Annotated in this window: 16 protein-coding genes; 3 read left to right on the top strand and 13 right to left on the bottom strand. The window is 62.5% G+C overall.

All coding sequences use genetic code 11. The features are described 5' to 3' along the window. Window positions 1-17: 17 nt before the first annotated feature. The 7 genes from L995_RS21440 to L995_RS21410 form a co-directional block, all read right to left on the bottom strand. Window positions 18-548, bottom strand: a complete 531-nt coding sequence (locus L995_RS21440; RefSeq protein ID WP_016445543.1) for a shikimate kinase — start codon at window positions 546-548, stop codon at window positions 18-20. Between the two features lie 65 nt (window positions 549-613). Continuing rightward, window positions 614-2,041, bottom strand: a complete 1,428-nt coding sequence (locus L995_RS21435) for an Ig domain-containing protein (RefSeq protein WP_016445542.1) — start codon at window positions 2,039-2,041, stop codon at window positions 614-616. A gap of 22 nt (window positions 2,042-2,063) precedes the next feature. Further along, entirely contained in the window at window positions 2,064-4,217 is a 2,154-nt protein-coding gene (pilQ, locus tag L995_RS21430) for a type IV pilus secretin PilQ (RefSeq protein ID WP_016445541.1), read from the bottom strand. Then, a complete protein-coding gene (locus tag L995_RS21425; protein ID WP_034364816.1) occupies window positions 4,214-4,762 on the bottom strand; it encodes a pilus assembly protein PilP in 549 nt (182 codons plus the stop codon). The genes pilQ and L995_RS21425 overlap by 4 nt, the downstream gene beginning before the upstream one ends. After that, a complete protein-coding gene (locus tag L995_RS21420) occupies window positions 4,759-5,439 on the bottom strand; it encodes a type 4a pilus biogenesis protein PilO (protein WP_016445539.1) in 681 nt (226 codons plus the stop codon). Before L995_RS21420 ends, L995_RS21425 begins: the two co-directional genes overlap by 4 nt. Beyond that, on the bottom strand, window positions 5,439-6,050 hold the full coding sequence (locus L995_RS21415; RefSeq protein WP_016445538.1) for a PilN domain-containing protein: 612 nt from the start codon (window positions 6,048-6,050) through the stop codon (window positions 5,439-5,441). Before L995_RS21415 ends, L995_RS21420 begins: the two co-directional genes overlap by 1 nt. Beyond that, window positions 6,047-7,126, bottom strand: a complete 1,080-nt coding sequence (locus L995_RS21410) for a pilus assembly protein PilM (RefSeq protein WP_047473589.1) — start codon at window positions 7,124-7,126, stop codon at window positions 6,047-6,049. The genes L995_RS21415 and L995_RS21410 overlap by 4 nt, the downstream gene beginning before the upstream one ends. Window positions 7,127-7,497: 371 nt before the next feature. On the opposite strand from L995_RS21410, the gene L995_RS21405 reads away from it, so the two are divergent. Beyond that, window positions 7,498-9,822: a penicillin-binding protein 1A gene (locus L995_RS21405; protein ID WP_017406662.1), complete on the top strand. Its 2,325-nt coding sequence runs from the start codon at window positions 7,498-7,500 to the stop codon at window positions 9,820-9,822. A gap of 70 nt (window positions 9,823-9,892) precedes the next feature. Here L995_RS21405 and cyaY read toward each other — a convergent pair whose 3' ends face one another. Continuing rightward, window positions 9,893-10,231, bottom strand: coding sequence for an iron donor protein CyaY (gene cyaY / locus L995_RS21400; RefSeq protein ID WP_017406663.1), 339 nt, complete (start codon window positions 10,229-10,231; stop codon window positions 9,893-9,895). Between the two features lie 12 nt (window positions 10,232-10,243). On the opposite strand from cyaY, the gene lptM reads away from it, so the two are divergent. Both lptM and L995_RS21390 read left to right on the top strand, forming a co-directional pair. Continuing rightward, window positions 10,244-10,525 carry an LPS translocon maturation chaperone LptM gene (gene lptM, locus L995_RS33325; RefSeq protein ID WP_082254145.1) on the top strand — a complete coding sequence of 94 codons (282 nt, stop codon included), beginning with the start codon at window positions 10,244-10,246 and terminating at the stop codon, window positions 10,523-10,525. Window positions 10,526-10,616: 91 nt separating this feature from the next. Further along, entirely contained in the window at window positions 10,617-11,444 is an 828-nt protein-coding gene (locus tag L995_RS21390; protein WP_012207382.1) for an MBL fold metallo-hydrolase, read from the top strand. Here L995_RS21390 and L995_RS21385 read toward each other — a convergent pair. The 5 genes from L995_RS21385 to L995_RS21365 form a co-directional block, all read right to left on the bottom strand. Then, a complete protein-coding gene (locus tag L995_RS21385) occupies window positions 11,441-12,061 on the bottom strand; it encodes a sulfite oxidase heme-binding subunit YedZ (RefSeq protein ID WP_026062808.1) in 621 nt (206 codons plus the stop codon). The two genes, L995_RS21390 and L995_RS21385, sit on opposite strands and share 4 nt — an antisense overlap. Before the next feature lie 13 nt (window positions 12,062-12,074). Continuing rightward, window positions 12,075-13,055 (bottom strand): protein-methionine-sulfoxide reductase catalytic subunit MsrP, encoded by a 981-nt coding sequence (gene msrP / locus L995_RS21380; protein WP_047473582.1) that lies wholly within the window; start codon window positions 13,053-13,055, stop codon window positions 12,075-12,077. Window positions 13,056-13,247: 192 nt separating this feature from the next. Next, window positions 13,248-14,585 (bottom strand): c-type cytochrome biogenesis protein CcsB, encoded by a 1,338-nt coding sequence (gene ccsB / locus L995_RS21375; protein WP_016445532.1) that lies wholly within the window; start codon window positions 14,583-14,585, stop codon window positions 13,248-13,250. Then, window positions 14,582-16,765, bottom strand: coding sequence for a cytochrome c biogenesis protein ResB (locus tag L995_RS21370; protein ID WP_034364832.1), 2,184 nt, complete (start codon window positions 16,763-16,765; stop codon window positions 14,582-14,584). Before L995_RS21370 ends, ccsB begins: the two co-directional genes overlap by 4 nt. 139 nt (window positions 16,766-16,904) lie before the next feature. After that, a complete protein-coding gene (locus L995_RS21365; RefSeq protein ID WP_016445530.1) occupies window positions 16,905-17,555 on the bottom strand; it encodes a c-type cytochrome in 651 nt (216 codons plus the stop codon). Window positions 17,556-17,557: the final 2 nt, after the last annotated feature.

Here is a 17,557-nt window from a genome sequence, read left to right as displayed (position 1 = left end):
GTTCCAGCGGGCAGCGTTCAGGCCAGCTCAGCCTGCATGCGTATGCGCTGGGCGGCCTGCGCCACAGACAGGCCGGATGTTTGGATCACGAAGTGCGCCGTCTCCAGATACAGGGGCTCGCGCTGCAGCAGCAACTCGCGCAGGCGCAACGCCGGATCCTCCACCTGCAGCAAGGGCCGCGTCACATCGTTGCGCAGCCGCGCGGCGATGTCCTCTGGCGTGCAATCCAGATAGAAGACCTGGGTGCGCTCATGCAGATGGCGGCGATTTTGCTCGCGCAGCACCACGCCGCCGCCCGTGGACAACAGCAGGCTGGATGTGGAGGCCGACAGCTCATCAATGACCTGCGACTCCATGTCGCGAAAAGCCTGCTCGCCCTCACGCTCGAAAAACTCCCGGATGCTGCAGCCCAGGCGCTGCTCGATCACATGGTCCGAATCCACAAAACGCATCGACCACAGGCGCGCCAGCTGGCGCCCTATGGTCGATTTGCCGGAGCCGGGCAGGCCGATCAGGGCCACCCGGGTTACCAAGCCTGAAACATCCATTTGCTGCTACCGCACGGGCCATGGGAAATCAAAATTATCTCCCATGGCCGTGAACGGCATCGCCTTTACGGCGTCGTGGTTGCCGGCTTGGCCACCGTGATGGTCATGTTCCTCGTGATCACCGTGTTGTCGGCATCCGTGACGCGCACGATCATGTTGAAGGTGCCATCCGCCGTCGGAGTACCCGACAAGATGCCGTCGCTGGACAACGCCAGCCCTTCGGGAGTGCCACCCAGACTCACCCACGTGTAGGGAGCGGTACCGCCGGTTGCCGACAGTGCGTACGCCAGGGCCACACCACGGACGCCAGAGATGGTCGGTGCAGTGAAGGCCAGAGGTGCCTTGGCCGCAATGGTCACGGTCACGGTCTTGTCGACCACGGTGCCCTGTGCGTCCTGCACACGTACCAGCATGTTGAAGGTTCCGACCACCGTCGGCGTACCGGAAAGCACGCCGTCGCTGCTCAGGCGCATACCGTCTGGAACACCGCCCAGTGTCGACCAGCGGTAAGGAGGAATGCCGCCTGTTGCTGCAAAGCCGTACACCAGAGGCTGGTCCTTGACACCCGTGATGCTCAAGCCATCAGGCAGGGCCAGAGGCGTCTTGGCGATCTCATGGTAGACACCCACAACGGTATAGGCCCTGATGGGATCCTGAATGCCATTGCTGACATCATTGTCCCGGCGGTCCACGGTCGTTTCCAGCACGATGGCGCCGCTATCGGGGCCACTGGAAAGCGACAGCTGTGCGATGCCGTTGAGCGAATTGACTTGCAACGAAGAGCCAGCCTTGGATCCAGAGATCAGGCGCGCACCTTCATAAGCCGAGCTGGGCAAAATCCGAACCTGCACATTGGGGCTGGTACCAGTGACCGGTTGATTGCGGTCGTCGACCACCTTCACTTCCAGTGCTACGTTATTTCGCAGATTGGAGAGGTTGTCGCGGGATCCCAGATAGCCAGGCGTCTGGGTCACGGCCAGCGTGCTGGCAGGAATGCCCTGCGCAGCGCCACCGACATTAACACTGGTCACAGCACTCACCTGGCGCTTATCGCGGGGATCGGTCACCGTGCAAGTCACGCTTGCTACACCAGCCTTGTCGATTGCGTGCAAGTGGAAAGTGGCACTACCAGAGTTGGAGCCCAGCACAATGGAACGACTGGCTGAGATATTTCCTTTATCGTCTTTTTTATCCGTTCCATCAAGATAATACAGAACTGCCGAATCAAGACCTGCAGTTACGGCGCATTGAAAAATGCCATCCCCACCAGGAATAGGCATATTTCCTTGACGAGCCTCGACATACATTGTTGTCGTATATGCCGCATCAGCACCAATACCAGGACCGGCATTTCCAATATTCACCGGCAGCTGCGTCTTATCTGCGCGCAGCGAAATGGTATACGGCTGATTTGTCTCACCAGCACTCCCTCCACCACCACCACACCCGGCCAGACCGAGTGCCAGCATGGCACCGAACATGATTTTTTGCATGATTATCTATCTCCTACTACATTCAACGAGCACTTCTGATGTCAGCCAACATCTTCGGTGTAATAAATACCAGCATTTCCCGCTTCTGGGACTCTCTCACGCGACTTTTGAAAAGATGCCCCAGAACAGGGACATCGCCCAATAGCGGAATCTTGTTTTCCGTATTGGTCTCCTCCATCTCGAAGATACCGCCGATCACTACAGTTCCACCATTCTGGACAAGAACCTGGGTACGCACATGCTTGGTATCGATGGCAACGCCTTGCAACGTGCTCTCACCACGTGAATCCTTGTTGACATCGAGGTCCAGAATGATATCGCCTTCGGGAGTGATTTGAGGCGTCACCTCCAGTTTCAGAACAGCCTTTTTGAAAGCAATGGTCGTCGCACCGTTAGGCGCAGTCACAGAGTAGGGGTACTCAGTACCCTGCTCAATCAATGCCTTGGTTTGATCAGCCGTTACCAACCTCGGGCTGGAAATGATCTTTCCCTGGCCATCGGACTCCATGGCAGAAAGCTCAAGAGTCAGGAATCGATTTGCAGCCGCATTGAAAATAGACATGGCAAACGTCCCGGAGTTCGCCACGTTTGACAGCTTCCCAGGCAGATTGACAAAATTTCCCGAGGTATTCACAGCCTGCCCGCTTGCCCCAGCTGAAGCATTGGCATTGTCAAAACCCGTACCGATGGCCACGCGGTTATCCCCACCAATGCTGTATCCCCCATCGCCACCGCGTTGAGCCCGCAAATCCCCGCCGCCTAGACGGACGCCCAGTGCACGGCCAAATGTGTCACGGGCTTCAACGATACGAGCTTCGATCAGCACTTGGCGAACAGGCACGTCCAGTGTCGCCAGCAGCACCTTCACTTCTTCCAGTTTCGTGGCTGTGTCGGTCACGAACAGCTGGTTGGTTCGGGGCTCCGAAATCGCAGATCCGCGCTCAGACAGAAATCTGGTGGAGGTTCCGCCAGTCCCGCCGCCACCACCGCTGCTTGCGCTGATCTGTTGAAGAATATCGGCTGCCTTCGCATAGTTCAGCTGAAAGCTCTGGGTCCGCAGCGGCTCCAGTTTCTGGATTTCCATGGCGGCTTCATAGTCACGCTTGGTGCGCGCATCGATCTCATCCTTGGGCGCAATCCAGAGCACCGAGCCCGACTTGCGCATGCCCAGGCCCTTGGCATCCATGATGATCTGCAGCGCCTGGTCCCAGGGAACATCCTTCAGACGCAGGGTCAGCGCCCCGGAAACCGTGTCCGAGGTCACGATGTTGAAGTTCGTGAAGTCGGCAATCACCTGCAGCAGGGACCGCACTTCGATGTTCTGGAAATTCAGGGAGAGCTTTTCACCGCTGTAGCCGGGGCCCTGCGTGAGCTTGCTCACATCCACCTTTTTCTGGCGGACCTCGATCACAAACTGGCTGTCGCTTTGGTAGGCACTGTGCTCCCAGTCACCGACGGGAGCGATACGCATGCGCACGGATTCCCCCTGCTGCACCGATGAGATTGTCTGCACCGGTGTTCCGAAATCCGCAACATCCAGCTTGCGGCGCAAGCCTTCAGGCAGGGAGGAACGCAGAAAATCGACGACCAGTTCCTTGCCTTCGCGGCGCAGGTCCACGCCGACCTGGCTATTGCTCAATCCCACGACGATGCGGCCCGAGCCATCGCTGCCACGACGGAAATCAACATCCCGAATGGGTTGGACATCGCTACCGACGGCTGTCTTGGCTTCGAACACACCCTGCTGTGCAGAAGGCTTCACCGCAGCAGACGCAGCTACAGGATCCAGCAGGATCAGCAACGCCTTGCCTTGGCGCTCAGTGCGGTAGGAAGTCGCCGTTTTCAAATTCAGCACCAGCCGGGAACGGCCCGAGGCCTCCACGATATTGATGGAACGCAGGTTGCCCTGGTTGAGCTCGACCATCGATTTGCCCGTCGCATTGGTTGCGCCAGGAAAATCCAGCGCGATCCGTGCAGGCGACTGGATCGCAAATCCGGTCGGGTCCGCAGCCAGCGCTTCGGAAAGCTCGATGCGCACCACCTCGGTGCTCCCCTGGAGGGAACCGGAGACCGACTCTATCGCGGACTGCGCCCATGCAAAAGAGCCCAGCAACCAACCGCCCAAGGCGATTCCCCAGCGAGCTTTATGAGACATGCTGCGATGTGTACCCATCATTTCCTTCCCTCCTGCAACTCCAGTGTGCTATTTCTTTCTATCCAGTCGCCGCTGCCATCCTGGACGATTTCCCGCAACTGGATGGAAGTCTCCGTGATCCGGGTGATCTTTCCGTAGTTCTGTCCCAGGTAATTTCCTGCACGAACCTGATATAGCAAGGCTCCTACCTTGATCAGCGCCGTAGGCACACCCTTCTTGTCCAGGCTGCCCACCATGGTCATTGCATCCAGGGGCTCTGCTTCCAGCGGCTCCTTGCGGCGGTTGAGTTCTGCGGCAATCAGGCTGGTATTCGCATTGGTCTGGGCCGATTCCTTGCGCAGCACCTGCATCAGTTTCAAGGGATTGAAGGGGTCCATGCCATCAGCCCCCAGGTAGGCTTGGGGCGTAAACGCTTTGGGCTCTTCCAAAGGCTTGACCCGAGGCTTTGCATTGGCTTTCTCCTGAGCCATCCAGGTTTGCAACTCCTCTTGATCAGAAGAAGTGCAGCCCGAGACGGCCAAACAGCCAGACAACATAAGCAAGACGCTGCAGCGCATGTGTCTCATTTCTTCTTGCCCTTCCCGGCAGCCGCGCGCTGCGCCTGCACTTCATCGGCATCCAGATAGCGGAAGGTTCGCGCCGTCGCCTCCATGCTCAGGACCTCGCTTCCGTCCTTGCCCACAGGGACAATCGACAAGTTGTTCAAGGTCACGATGCGAGACAGGTAGGCCACGTCGGAAGCGAATGAACCGATGTCATGAAAGCGTCCTGTGACCTTCAAAGCAATGGGCAGCTCGGCGTAGTACTCCTTGACCACCATCGCCCCGGGGCGGAACGTTTCAAACTGCAGGCTGCGCCCCAGTCCGGCCTGGTTGATGTCCGAGAGCAGCGCAGCCATTTCCGCCTTGCTGGGCAACTGCTTTTCCAGCTGTGTCACATATTGCTGGACCTGTTCACGCTGCTTCTTCAGGCCATCCAGGCTGACCGCCTTGGACAGCTTCTGGCTGAAGTCCTGGCGCAGCGTGACTTCGGTGTTGCGCTCCTGCTCCAGCATGTCCTCATAGTCCTTGATCAGTACGTACCAGAGCAAGGCGGCAACGCCCAACGCAATGGCAACGCACAACAGAAAACGCGGCAGCAAGGGCCACCGCGAAGGATCATTGGGATCAAGACCACGGAATTGGCGCTGGATGTTCTCCTGCAGTGCGGAGAAGTCGATGTCGTTCTTTTTCTTCTTGGCCATCACTGGGACTTTCCTGGGTTGGCCGCCGTCGGAAGGCCTTTCTCCGCAACGCTGGCGCGCGTGAGCTGGAAGCGCAGATTGAACGCTGCAGCACGGCGCTGGTCCTTGGGCGTGACGTTGACCGTCTTGGCCACGATCTCCACCAGTTCCGGCTTGGAGATCCAGGGCGTTCCCTCGGACAGATTGCGCAGCATCTCGGACACCCGCTCATTGGACTGCGCCGTGCCCTGCATGGTCACGGCCAGACCTTCCTGCTTGATGCTCGTGATATAGACGCCATCGGGCAGTTGGGACACCAGCTCGTTGAGCATGTGCACCGGCAGATTGCGATCGGACTGCAGGTCTTCCACGGCCTTTTGCCGGGCGCGCAGGGCAGTGATCTCATCCTCCAGCCCGGCGATTTCCTTGATCTGGGACTCCAGCACCGTGATCTCGGCGCGCAGCATGCTGTTCTTCGCCTGCTGGGCTTCGATCATCATCTGGTACCACCAGTAGACAGCACCAATGATCAAAACCCCTATCAGGGCCGAAAGGACCATCGTGGCCTGGAATGCTTCCTTGCGTCGCTTGCGTGTGGCTTCTCTGTGAGGAAGCAGATTGATCAGGATCACGACACAAACCTCCGCATGGCCAGACCGCAGGCGGTCAGGTAGGCGGGGGCCTCGCGCGACATGCGCTTGAGGCGCACGCCGCTGCCGACTTCCATGCCATCGAAGGGATTGGCAAGGCTGCAGGCGAATCCGGTCTGCTGCGTGATGGCCTCGGACAGGCCGGAAAGCGGTGCCGAGCCGCCAGCCAGCAGGATGTGGTCTATGCGGTTGTGGGGCGTGCTGGTGAAAAAGAACTGCAGTGCGCGCGACACTTCCTGCGTCATGCTCTGCACGAAGGGCTTGAGCACGGCGGAGGCGTAGTCCTCCGGCAGTTCGCCGTTGCGCTTCTTGGACTCGGCCTCTTCAAGGGAGAAGCCATATTGGCGCGCGATCAGCTGCGTCAGCTGGGCGCCGCCAAAGGCCTGGTCACGGTCGTACAGCACCTCGTCGTCACGCAGGATCTGCATGCTGGTCGTCATGGCGCCTACCTCGAACAGTGCCACCAAAGCGTTGTTGCCCTGATTGGGCAGGCGCTCGATCAACCGTCCGGCGGCCATGCGGGAGGCATGGGGCTCGATGTCGATGACCATCGGCTTGAGGCCGGCCGCCTCGGCCAGGCCCTGGCGGTCCTGCACCTTCTCGCGGCGGGAGGCGGCAATGAGCACATCCACGTCGCCAGGCGAATTCAATGACGGGCCTATGACACAGAAGTCCAGACTCACTTCGTCGAGCGAAAAAGGAATGTACTGATTGGCCTCGGATTCGACCTGGACCTCCAGTTCCTGCTCGCTCATGCCGTCGGGCAGCGAAATCTTCTTGGTGATCACGGCCGAAGCCGGCAATGCCATGGCCACGTTCTTGGTCCGCGTGCCGCTTTTTTTGACCAGCCGCCGTACAGCCTCTGCCACTTCGTCGAACTTTTCGATGTTGCCATCCGTGATCCATCCCCGCTCCAGCGGCTCGATGGCACAGCGCTCCAGCAACAGTTCGCCCGACCTGGCACGAGACAGCTCAACGAGCTTGGCGCTCGAAGAACTGATGTCGATGCCTAGCAAAGGTGCGGGCTGGCGACTGAATAAGGATCCCATAGCAATCAACTTGCCCTCCCTCTTCTTGTGTATGTAAAGAACGCAACAAACCTTCACATATAGGTTGAATGCTATCAGCAAGACTGCGCGCAACTCACCATGCCTGCCGGAGCACGGTTGACGGTAGTGGCCAAAAACAGACATTGTTGCGGGCCATCAAATGCGACAGGAATGCACCCCTGCTTGCATGTCGGCCTGTACGCCTGGCTTAGGATGCGAGGCTTGCGGCCATGCTGGCAACCGTGTGCAGCCGCCTCCTACCGACCCCCTGGGGAACGCATTTTTATAATGCGGCACTCCTCAGCACTCCCTGCGACATGCCGTCCTCAGACTCCCGAGAACCCCAGGCTGGAAAGCCTCGCTCCGCTCCGTCCAAGCCCATGCATTGGTTTCCCAAGGCCTTGCTATGGCTGGCGGGCATCGCCGTCGCCGGCGCGCTGGCCCTGATGCTGACCGTGGCCGTGGCCCTGGCCATGGCCTACCCCAACCTGCCCGACGTGTCCGAGCTGGCCGACTACCGGCCCAAGCTGCCGCTGCGCGTGTACTCCAGCGAAGGCGCCCTGCTGGGCGAGTTCGGCGAGGAGCGGCGCACGCTGACACCCATCCAGGACATCCCCAAAGTGATGACCGACGCGGTGCTGGCCATTGAAGACACCCGCTTTTTCGAGCACGGTGGCGTCGACTACAAAGGTATGGCGCGCGCCGCGCTGGCCAATCTGGGCCGCGTGAAAAGCCAGGGCGCATCGACCATCACCATGCAGGTGGCACGCAATGTCTATCTGTCTTCCGAGAAAACTTTTACACGCAAAATTTACGAAGTCTTACTGACTTTCAAGCTAGAGCATCTGCTGAGCAAAAACCAGATTCTCGAGATCTACATGAACCAGATTTATCTGGGAAATCGGGCCTATGGCTTTGCCGCCGCCTGTGAAGCCTATTTCGGCAAACCGCTCAAGGACATCACCGTCGCCGAAGCGGCCATGCTGGCCGGCCTGCCCAAGGCGCCCTCGGCCTACAACCCGATCAGCAACCCCAAGCGCGCCCGCTCGCGCCAGCTCTACATCATCGAGCGCATGGAGGAAAACGGCTTCATCACGGCGGCCCAGGCCACTGAAGCCAAGGCCGAGCCGCTGAAGATCCGCACAGGCTCCTTCAACACCCGGGTGCATGCCGAGTACGTGGCCGAAATGGCGCGCCAGCTGATCTTTGCCCAGTACGGCAACGAGGCCTACACGCGCGGCCTGAACGTCTACACCACCATCAATGCCGGCGAACAGGAAGCCGCCTACGCCGCGCTGCGCCGCGGCATCATGGACTACGAGCGCCGCCAGAAGTACCGCGGCCCCGAGAAGTTCGTGGCCCTGCCCGCCGACGCCGAGGACCGTGAAGACGCCATCGACGACACCCTGGCCAACCACCCCGACAACGGAGACGTGCTCGCCGCCGTGGTGCTGGATGCCAACCCGCGCAAGATCCTGGCGGCCCGTGCCGACGGCGAGCAGATCGAGATCACGGGCGAAGGCCTCAAGCCTGCCGAATCGGGCCTGAACCCCAAGGCACCGCCCAACATCAAGATCCGTCCCGGCGCCGTGATCCGGGTGGTCAAGACGCCCAAGAACACCTGGGAAATCACGCAGCTGCCCGAGGTGGAAGGCGCCTTCGTGGCCCTGGTTCCCCAGACGGGCGCCTTGCGCGCCCTGATCGGCGGCTTCGACTTCCAGAAGAACAAGTTCAATCATGTGACCCAGGCCTGGCGCCAGCCCGGCTCGGCCTTCAAGCCCTTCATCTACTCCGCGGCGCTGGAAAAGGGCTTCTCGCCCTCCACCATGATCAATGACGCGCCGCTGTTCTTCAGTGCGGGCGTGACTGGGGGGCAGCCCTGGGAGCCCAAGAACTACGACAGCCGCTACGACGGGCCGATGACCATGCGCACGGGCCTGAACAAGTCCAAGAACATGATCTCCATCCGGCTGCTGCAGGCCGTGGGACCCAAGCAGGGCCAGGAGTGGGTCACGCGCTTCGGCTTTGATGCCGCCAAGCACCCGGCCTACCTGACCATGGCTTTGGGCGCAGGTGCCGTCACGCCGCTGCAGCTGGCGGCCGGCTACTCCGTGTTCGCCAACGGCGGCCACCGCGTCAATCCCTGGCTGATTTCCCGCGTCACCGATCACAAGGGCCGCATCCTGTCCGAATTCACACCGCCCCCGGTGCAGGAACTGCCCCAGGCCATCGACGCGCGCAACGCCTTCATCATGGACAGCCTGCTGCAGGACGTGGCGCGCGTGGGCACGGCAGCGCGCGCGCAGTCCACGCTCAAGCGCCCCGACCTGTATGGCAAGACCGGCACGACCAACGATTCGGTGGATGCCTGGTTTGCGGGCTTCCAGCCCACGCTGGCCGCCGTATCCTGGATCGGCTACGACACGCCGCGCAACCTGGGCAGCCGCGAGACCGGCGGCGGCCTGAGCCTGCCGATCTGGATCAGCTTCATGCAGCACGCGCTCAAGGGCGTTCCCGTGGCCGAGATGCCCGTGCCGCCCGGCGTCGTGAACATGGGCGGCGAGTGGTACTACGAGGAAAACGCGCGCAACGGCGGCGTCAGCAGCCTGGGCATGGACAGTGCATCCACGGGCAGCGCCGCAGGCGCCACGCCCCCGCCCGCCACCGAGGAGCGCAACCGCATCCTCGACCTGTTCCGCAACTGAGGCGGTCGACCACGCAAGAAAGCCCGGCCATGCCGGGCTTTTCTTTTGGAGCCAGCCGAAAGCCGGGGTCTCAGCGCGCCGAGAACTGCAGCGCCAGGCCCGATTGCTCGGTGGCGTAGCGGCTCAGGTTGGCGAAGAACTCGCCCGCGCCCTTGGTATCGAGCCAGGCGCCCTGCGACGCGTCGTAGCGGTAGTGGAAGCCGCCGGCCTTGGCGGCCAGCCAGATCTCGTGCAGCGGCTTTTGCTGGTTGATCACGATCTGGCTGCGGTTGGCAAAGACCAGGGTCACCATGCCTCCCACGCGCTGGGCATCGAGGTCGGCATCGGTTTCATCGTTGATGCGATCGCAGTCTTGCTCCACCGCCAGCAGCAGTCGTTCGGCAAGGTCCAGAAATTCTTGGTCGGTCATTACAATTCGCTTATGTTGAAAGCCTCGCAAATTCTAGTCAGGTGCATTGCCCTTGGGGCCTGTGCGGCGTCCCTTGCGGCCTGTGGGCAGAAGGGGCCTCTGTTCCTGCCCAGCTCGCCAGCCGCCAGCCACCGCGCCACGCTGCCGCAGACCCTGGGCATCTCCAGCCCGGCCGAGCGGGCAACGCCCGCACCGGCGCCCACCACCTTGCCGACCGGCCCCTCCAATGCAGCCGTCGAGGAAAGCTCCACGCCCACGGGCGCCTCGGACTCCCGCAGGCCACAGGCCGACTGACGCGGCAGCCGCACTGCGGCTTGATGCACGTCAACCCCGCTGCATGGCATGGCGCTTAGAGTGACCGCATCTTGTCCCTCGACAACCCGCCATGCCCGTAGAGCTTTACCGAGACAAAAACCACGCCTGCCTGATGTTCACCGACCTCATCGAGGAAGATGGACAGGCCATCCAGGCCAACCAGTTCCTCATCGTCGATGATGACACGGGCGCCATCATCGATCCGGGCGGCAATCTCGCGTTCAACGAGCTGTTCATGGGCATGTCTCGGCATTTCGCGCCGCACAAGCTTTCCTATCTGATTGCCTCCCACGCCGATCCCGACATCATTGCCTCGCTGGATCGCTGGATGACCAGCACCAAGGCCCAGTTGGTGATCTCGCGCATCTGGGAGCGCTTTGCGCCCCACTTCACCAAGGTCGGCAAGACCGAGAACCGCGTGATCGGCGTGCCGGACGCCGGCGGCCGGCTGCCGCTGGGCCGCCATGAGCTGCACCTGCTGCCCGCCCACTTCCTGCATGCCGAGGGCAACTTCCACTTCTACGATCCCGTCAGCCGTATCCTGTTTACGGGCGACCTGGGCGTGTCCCTGATGAACGGCATCGAGGCACAGGTGCCGGTGACCGATCTGGTGCCGCACATCGCGCGCATGGAAGGCTTTCACCGCCGCTACATGGTCTCCAACAAGATCCTGCGGCTGTGGGTGCAGATGGCGCGCCAGCTGCCCATCGACATGATCGTGCCCCAGCACGGCGCACCCATCATGGGCGCCAAGGCGATTGCCGACCTGTTCAACTGGCTGGAAGGCCTGCAGTGCGGCATTGATCTGTTCGACCAGCGCAACTACCAGTTGCCCATGGCGGACATCGACCCCGTCACCCGCCAGTTGCGCCCTGCCCTGCGCGCCGTCGCGGGCTAGCTTCTGGCGCGCCGGCGGCGCAGTGCATGGGCCACACGCCAGCCCAGCAGCAGCGCAAGAATGGCGGCGTATACGCCGACCTCGGCGAAGTTGTTCTTGCCCGCGCGCATCCAGAAGAAATGCAGCAGGGCCAGCGGCGCCACCGCATAAATGCAGCGGTGCAGCCATTGCCAGCGCTTTGCGCCCATGGCCCGGAGCACACGGTGCGGCGATGTGGCGGCAAGCGCGGTCAGCAAGAGCAGGGCCGCAAAGCCCACGAGGATGAACGGGCGTTTGGGGATGTCGAGCACGATCTCGCCCCAGTCCAGCCCCATGTCGAACCACGCATAGCACAGCAGGTGCAGCACGGCGTAGAAGAACACATACAGGCCCAGCATGCGCCGAAAGCGCGCCAGCGCCGTCAGCCCCAGCGCCTGGCGCAGCGGTGTCACGGCCAGCACCACGCACAGAAAGCGCAGCGTCCAGTCCCCCGTGGAGCGCAGCAGGGCCTCGGCCGGATTGGCGCCAAGAGTGTTCAGGATGGCTCCGGCCAGCAGCCACGCAAACGGCAGCAGGCACACAAGAAACACCAGCGGCTTGGCCGCCCGGTGCAGCAAAAGGCGCTGTAACACCGTCATTGCATGGGCCGCATCAATAGAACTTCTTCAGATCCATGCCCGTGTAGAGCTGGCCGACCTGGGCTTCGTAGCCGTTGAACAGCAGCGTCTTGCGCTTCTTGGCGAACAGGCCATCCTCGCCAATGCGCCGCTCCGTGGCCTGGCTCCAGCGCGGGTGCGGCACGTCCGGATTCACATTGGAATAAAAGCCGTACTCGTTGCGCGCCGCCTTGTTCCAGGCCGTGCCCGGCTCCTTGTCAGTCAGGCGGATGGCAACGATGCTCTTGGCGCTCTTGAAGCCGTATTTCCACGGCACGACCAGCCGCACGGGCGCGCCATTCTGGTTGGGCAGCACTTCGCCATACATGCCGAAGGCCAGCAGCGTCAGCGGGTGCATGGCTTCATCAAGGCGCAGCCCCTCGGTGTAAGGCCAGTCCAGCACGCCGCTGCGCAGGCCCGGCATCTGCGCCTTGTCGGCCAGGGTCACGAATTCCACGTACTTGGCACTGCCCAGCGGCTGCACCTTGCGCAGCAGCTCGACCAGGGAATAGCCGACCCAGGGAATCACCATGGACCAGCCTTCCACGCAGCGCAGCCGGTAGATGCGCTCTTCCAGCGGTGCGAGCTTGAGCAGCGCATCCAGGTCCAGTGTCTGCGGCTGCTGGACCAGGCCTTCGATCTTCACCGTCCACGGCCGCGTCTTGAGCGTGTGGGCGTTCTTGGCAGGATCGTCCTTGTCCAGGCCGAATTCGTAGAAGTTGTTGTACTGCGACGCATCGGCATAGGCGGTGACGCGCTCCATGGAGTTCGCACCCGGCACCTGCGAAGGCACGGAAGCCAGCGCCGCCAGCTTGCCGGGGCGCTGCACGCCTGCCGCCCAGCCCGGCAAGGCGGCACCGGCCGAACCTGCGGCCAGGTACTGCAGCCAGGCCCGGCGCTGCAGGTAGCTCGCCCGGGGCGTGATTTCGCTGCCTTGCGGATGTTGGAAGCCGTTGTCGTGGGAGCGGATCAGCATGGGAATCTCCGAAAGTGCCTGCTGAGGCAGGGGTGCCGGGCGGCATGACGATTGGGAGCCTTGCAGGCCCGCGCAAGTTCCATGCTACGCCCCAGCCTCAACTGCCATGAAAAAGAGCCGGATACAAAAAGGGCTGCATGCGCGCCGGCGCATGCAGCCCTTTGTTCGGCGGCGGTCCGAATCAGCAGCGGATCACAGCTCGCCGTAGCTGTGCAGTCCCGACAGGAACATGTTCACGCCCAGGAAGGCGAAGGTGGTGATGGCCAGCCCGCCCAGCGCCCACCAGGCGGACACGGTGCCGCGCAGGCCCTTGACCAGGCGCATGTGCAGCCAGGCCGCGTAGTTGAGCCAGACGATCAGCGCCCAGGTTTCCTTGGGGTCCCAGCTCCAGTAACCGCCCCAGGCCTCGGCCGCCCACAGCGCGCCCAGCACGGTGGCGATGGTGAAGAAGGCAAAGCCCACGGCGATGGACTTGTACATCACATCGTCCAGCAGCTCGAAGCTGGGCAGCCGCTCGGCGATGCGCTTGCGCGCCAGCAGGATGCCGGCCACGATCAGCGCCGAGACGCCGAAGTACACCATCCAGTAGCTGCCGCCGTTGTCGGTCGCACCCTTGCGGAAAACGATGGGCTCGAAGCACAGCACCACGCCCAGCATCCACAGCGGGGCGAGCTTGTACCAGCGCGTCTCCGTGGCCTGCTGCTTGATGAGGTAGGCGAAGGAGACCATGGCAGCCAGCGCGAAGGTGCCGTAGCCGATGAAGTTGGCCGGCACATGCAGCTTCATCCACCAGCTCTTGAGCGCCGGCACCAGAGGCTGGATCTCGTGCGCCTCGCGCACCAGCGTGTACCACAGCAAAAAGCCCACGGCCGCGCTGACCACCAGCATCACGAAGCCACCCAGGGCGCGCGTGTCGTAGTGCTGTTCGTAGTACAGATAGAACAGCGCCGTCATCCAGCAGAACATGACGAACACTTCATAGAGGTTGCTGACCGGGATGTGCCCCACGTCAGGGCCGATCAGATAGCTCTCGTACCAGCGCACCATGGTGCCCACCAGCGCCAGCGTCACGGCCAGCCAGGCCAGGCGCGAGCCCAGCAGCGACAGCGCCGTGCCCTCGCCCCGCGCAAACATGCCGATCCAGTAGAAGACGGTGCTGATGAAGAACACCATGCTCATCCAGAGGATGGCCGACTGGCTGGACAGGAAGTACTTGAGGCCGAACACCGTGTCCGAGCGCGCCAGCTGCGCCCCCTCCGGCCCCTGGTACAGCGCAATGGCCAGCAGCGACAGCCCGGCCACCACCAGCATCAGCGCCCGCAGCGAGCGCCAGAACCAGCCCAGCCAGATGGCCGCGGGAATGGTGCCGACCAGGATGCACTTCTCGTAGACATCCATGTACTCGCCATAGCGCTGCAGCGCATAGAGCAGCCCCGCCGCCACGAGGGCCGCAAACACCCAGTCGAACCAGTTGCGGCGGGCGAAGAAGCCCTCGTTGAGCGTCAAAGTCGTCGTGGTGGCGGTGTTCATGCGGAACCTCCGGGGGGTTTCTTGTGGATGGGCTCGGCGCCTATCAGCTTGCCGGCCAGCATGGCGAATTCTCTATCACCATCGAGCGTTTTTCGATTGGTGGACAAGGCCATTTCGGCATGGCTTTGGCCATCGCGAGGCGTGAGCCAGATCCAGATGCGGCGGTCGCGCACGTACAGCATGCAGAACACGCCGATGATGAGAAACAGGCAGCCCAGATACACCACGTTCTTGCCCGGCGCACGCGCCACCTGGAACACGCTGGCCTGCACCTGCTTGAAGTCCTGCAGCATGAAGACCATGGGCACGGGGTAGAACTGCGCGTCGCTGAGCGAGAACACGGCCTGTGTCATGAAGGACTGCGTCTGCTCGCTGGGCTCCAGCGGTGCCTGGCCGGCCTGGGCCCGCACGATCTGGGCCATCTCGAACAGCACGCCATTGAGAATGCGCACCAGCACCTCGCCCGCGCGTTCACGCTCGGCCGCGGGCACATTGCTTTCCATGAAATCGGAGATGGCCTGCAGCCCGCCCAGCGGCTTGCCATCGGGACCCTTCTTGTCGGTCTGTCCCGCGAACAGCTCCAGCGCCTTGGTGGCCGACTGCGCCAGCGCACCGCTCAGCTCGGAGCGCGAGGAATCGATGGCCTTGGCCACATAGGCCCGGGCCGCCTGCTCGCGCAGTTTGGGATCCTGCAGCGCGCTGCGCAGGCGCAGGAAGGTGTCCATTTCGCTTTCGGGGTCGGCGGGAATGCGCAGATAGCGCATGGCGTCGGCCTGGTTGTCGCGCACGCCCAGCAGGAACACGCGCTGGCCGTCGCCCGTGTCCACGGGCAGCATGTAGTTCTGGAACTCGCGCGCCTGGCCCGCGGCATCGCGCAGCTTGTAGCGGATGCTGGGGCCGATGTTGCGCAGTTCCTTCTTGGTCACGGTCTTGTGGGCCGCGCCCAGGCGCTCGTCGATGGCCTGCTTCAGGTCCACCTTGCGCACATCGGTGGCGCTGCCACTGGCGCCGCCCGCACCGCCGAAGTTCTCGACGTTGATGGTGCGCAGCTCGGCAAACTCCAGCGTCAGCGCCTCGTCCTTGCCGTCGGCGAGCTTGCGCGTGAACTGGCTGGAGCCGCCAATCACGCCTTCGACATCGAAGGGCTTGGTCCCGGCCTCCAGCGGCACGGCATGCAGCTTCACCGACGAGCCGCCGTCATCAAAGCTGGACTGGTAGATCTCGATGCCGCGGTAGCTGGCCGGGTGGTTGACCTCGATGCGCTTTTCCAGCTTCTCGCCCGTGGCCTTGTCGTGGATGACGACCTCGCTGGCAAACAGCTTGGGCATGCCCGTGGAGTAGTACTCGACGATGAACTTCTTGAGCTCCACCGCAAAGGGCAGCTCCTGCAGCAGCACGCCATCGGACTGCGACAGGATGGCCGTGCCCGCCGTGCCGCCCTCGGTCACCAGCAGGTTGCCGCGGAAGGTGGGGTTGCGTTCGCTCAGCCGGTGCTGCTCGGACACCTCGGAGATCAGGCCACCGCCGGTATAAGGTGTTTTGCCTCCCAGCCACATCTGCGCACGCACGATAAGGTCACCGTCGAACAGCCCCCCCAGGCAGATCAGCACGATGGCGCCATGGGCGGCGATGTAGCCCAGCTTGTGGGCCGCGCCCGCCTTGGCCGCCAGCATCCAGCCCGTGCCGGGACCGGCCGCCGTGTCCCGCTGCTGCAGCCGCACCTTCCAGCCGCCCGACACCAGCTGCTGGCCCAGGCGCCTGGCGGCTTCCTCGGTGCTGCCGGGCACCACATTCTGCGCACGGTGGCCGAAGGCCTTGAGGCTTTGTTCGCGAACGTTTTCCTTGTAGCTGCGCAGATCGGCCAGGTACTTGGGCGCATGGCGTGCCACGCACAGCGAGGTGCTGATCACCAGAAAGGCCAGGATCAGCAGGAACCACCAGGCGCTGTAGACCGCATTGAGCTTGAGCGCAAGAAACAGCTGGGCCCAGAACGGTCCGAACTGGTTGACGTAGTTGCCCACCGGCTCATGCTGCTTGAGCACGGTGCCGATCACCGAGGCAATGCAGATGACCGTCAGCAGCGAGATCGCAAAGCGCATCGATGCCAGCAGCTCCAGCATCGCGCGCGCGGCCTGCGGGCGGGGAGAGGCAAGAGCGGCACCGGAAGAGTTGTCTGACATGAAGAGCGAAAAACCAAAACCCGAATGAAAAAAGCGGGACCATCTGCATTCATGCGATGGACCCGCCTGGCTTGGGGCGTCTATAGGGCAATAGGTTCCCGGTGATTACCCTGGGAACCGCATCGGTTCCGGGAGCACATCAACGCAGGCCAGCGATGTAGTCTGCCACGGCCTTGATTTCGCGATCGTTAAGCTTGGCAGCAACCTGCGTCATCTGAATGCTATTGCCGCGCTTGCCGTCACGGAAGGCCGTGAGCTGGGTGGTGGTGTAGTCGGCGTGCTGGCCGGCCAGACGCGGGTACTGGGCCGGGATGCCGGCGCCGTTGGGGCTGTGGCAGCCTGCGCAGGCGGCGATGTTGCGCTCCTGGATGCCACCACGGTAGATGCGCTCGCCCATGGCCACCAGGTCCTTGTCCTTGGCAAAGCCGTCCTTGGGCTTTTGCGCATGCAGCCAGGCGGCGATGTTCTTCATGTCAGGCTCGCTGAGCATGCTGGCAAAGCCCTTCATCACCGGGTCCTTGCGCTTGTCGTCCTTGAACTCCAGCAACTGCTTGACCAGGTACTCGGGATGCTGGCCGGCCAGCTTGGGCTGGATGGGCACCGTCGAATTGCCGTCGGCCGCATGGCATGCCGCGCAGACGGCGGTGTAGCTGGCCTCGCCCTTCGCCAGATCGGCCTTGGCCGCCTTCGGCTGAGCCGGGGCAGCAGGTGCCTCGCCAGCGGAGAAAGCGGGAAAGGCGGGGGCTGCAGCAAGAATGGCAGCCGTCAGCAAAGAGGCAAGCAACTTCATAT

The sequence above is a fragment of the Delftia sp. ZNC0008 genome, from assembly GCF_000799035.1.
GTDB lineage: Bacteria > Pseudomonadota > Gammaproteobacteria > Burkholderiales > Burkholderiaceae_C > Comamonas > Comamonas tsuruhatensis.
This window is presented reverse-complemented; position numbering and strand designations above follow the sequence as displayed.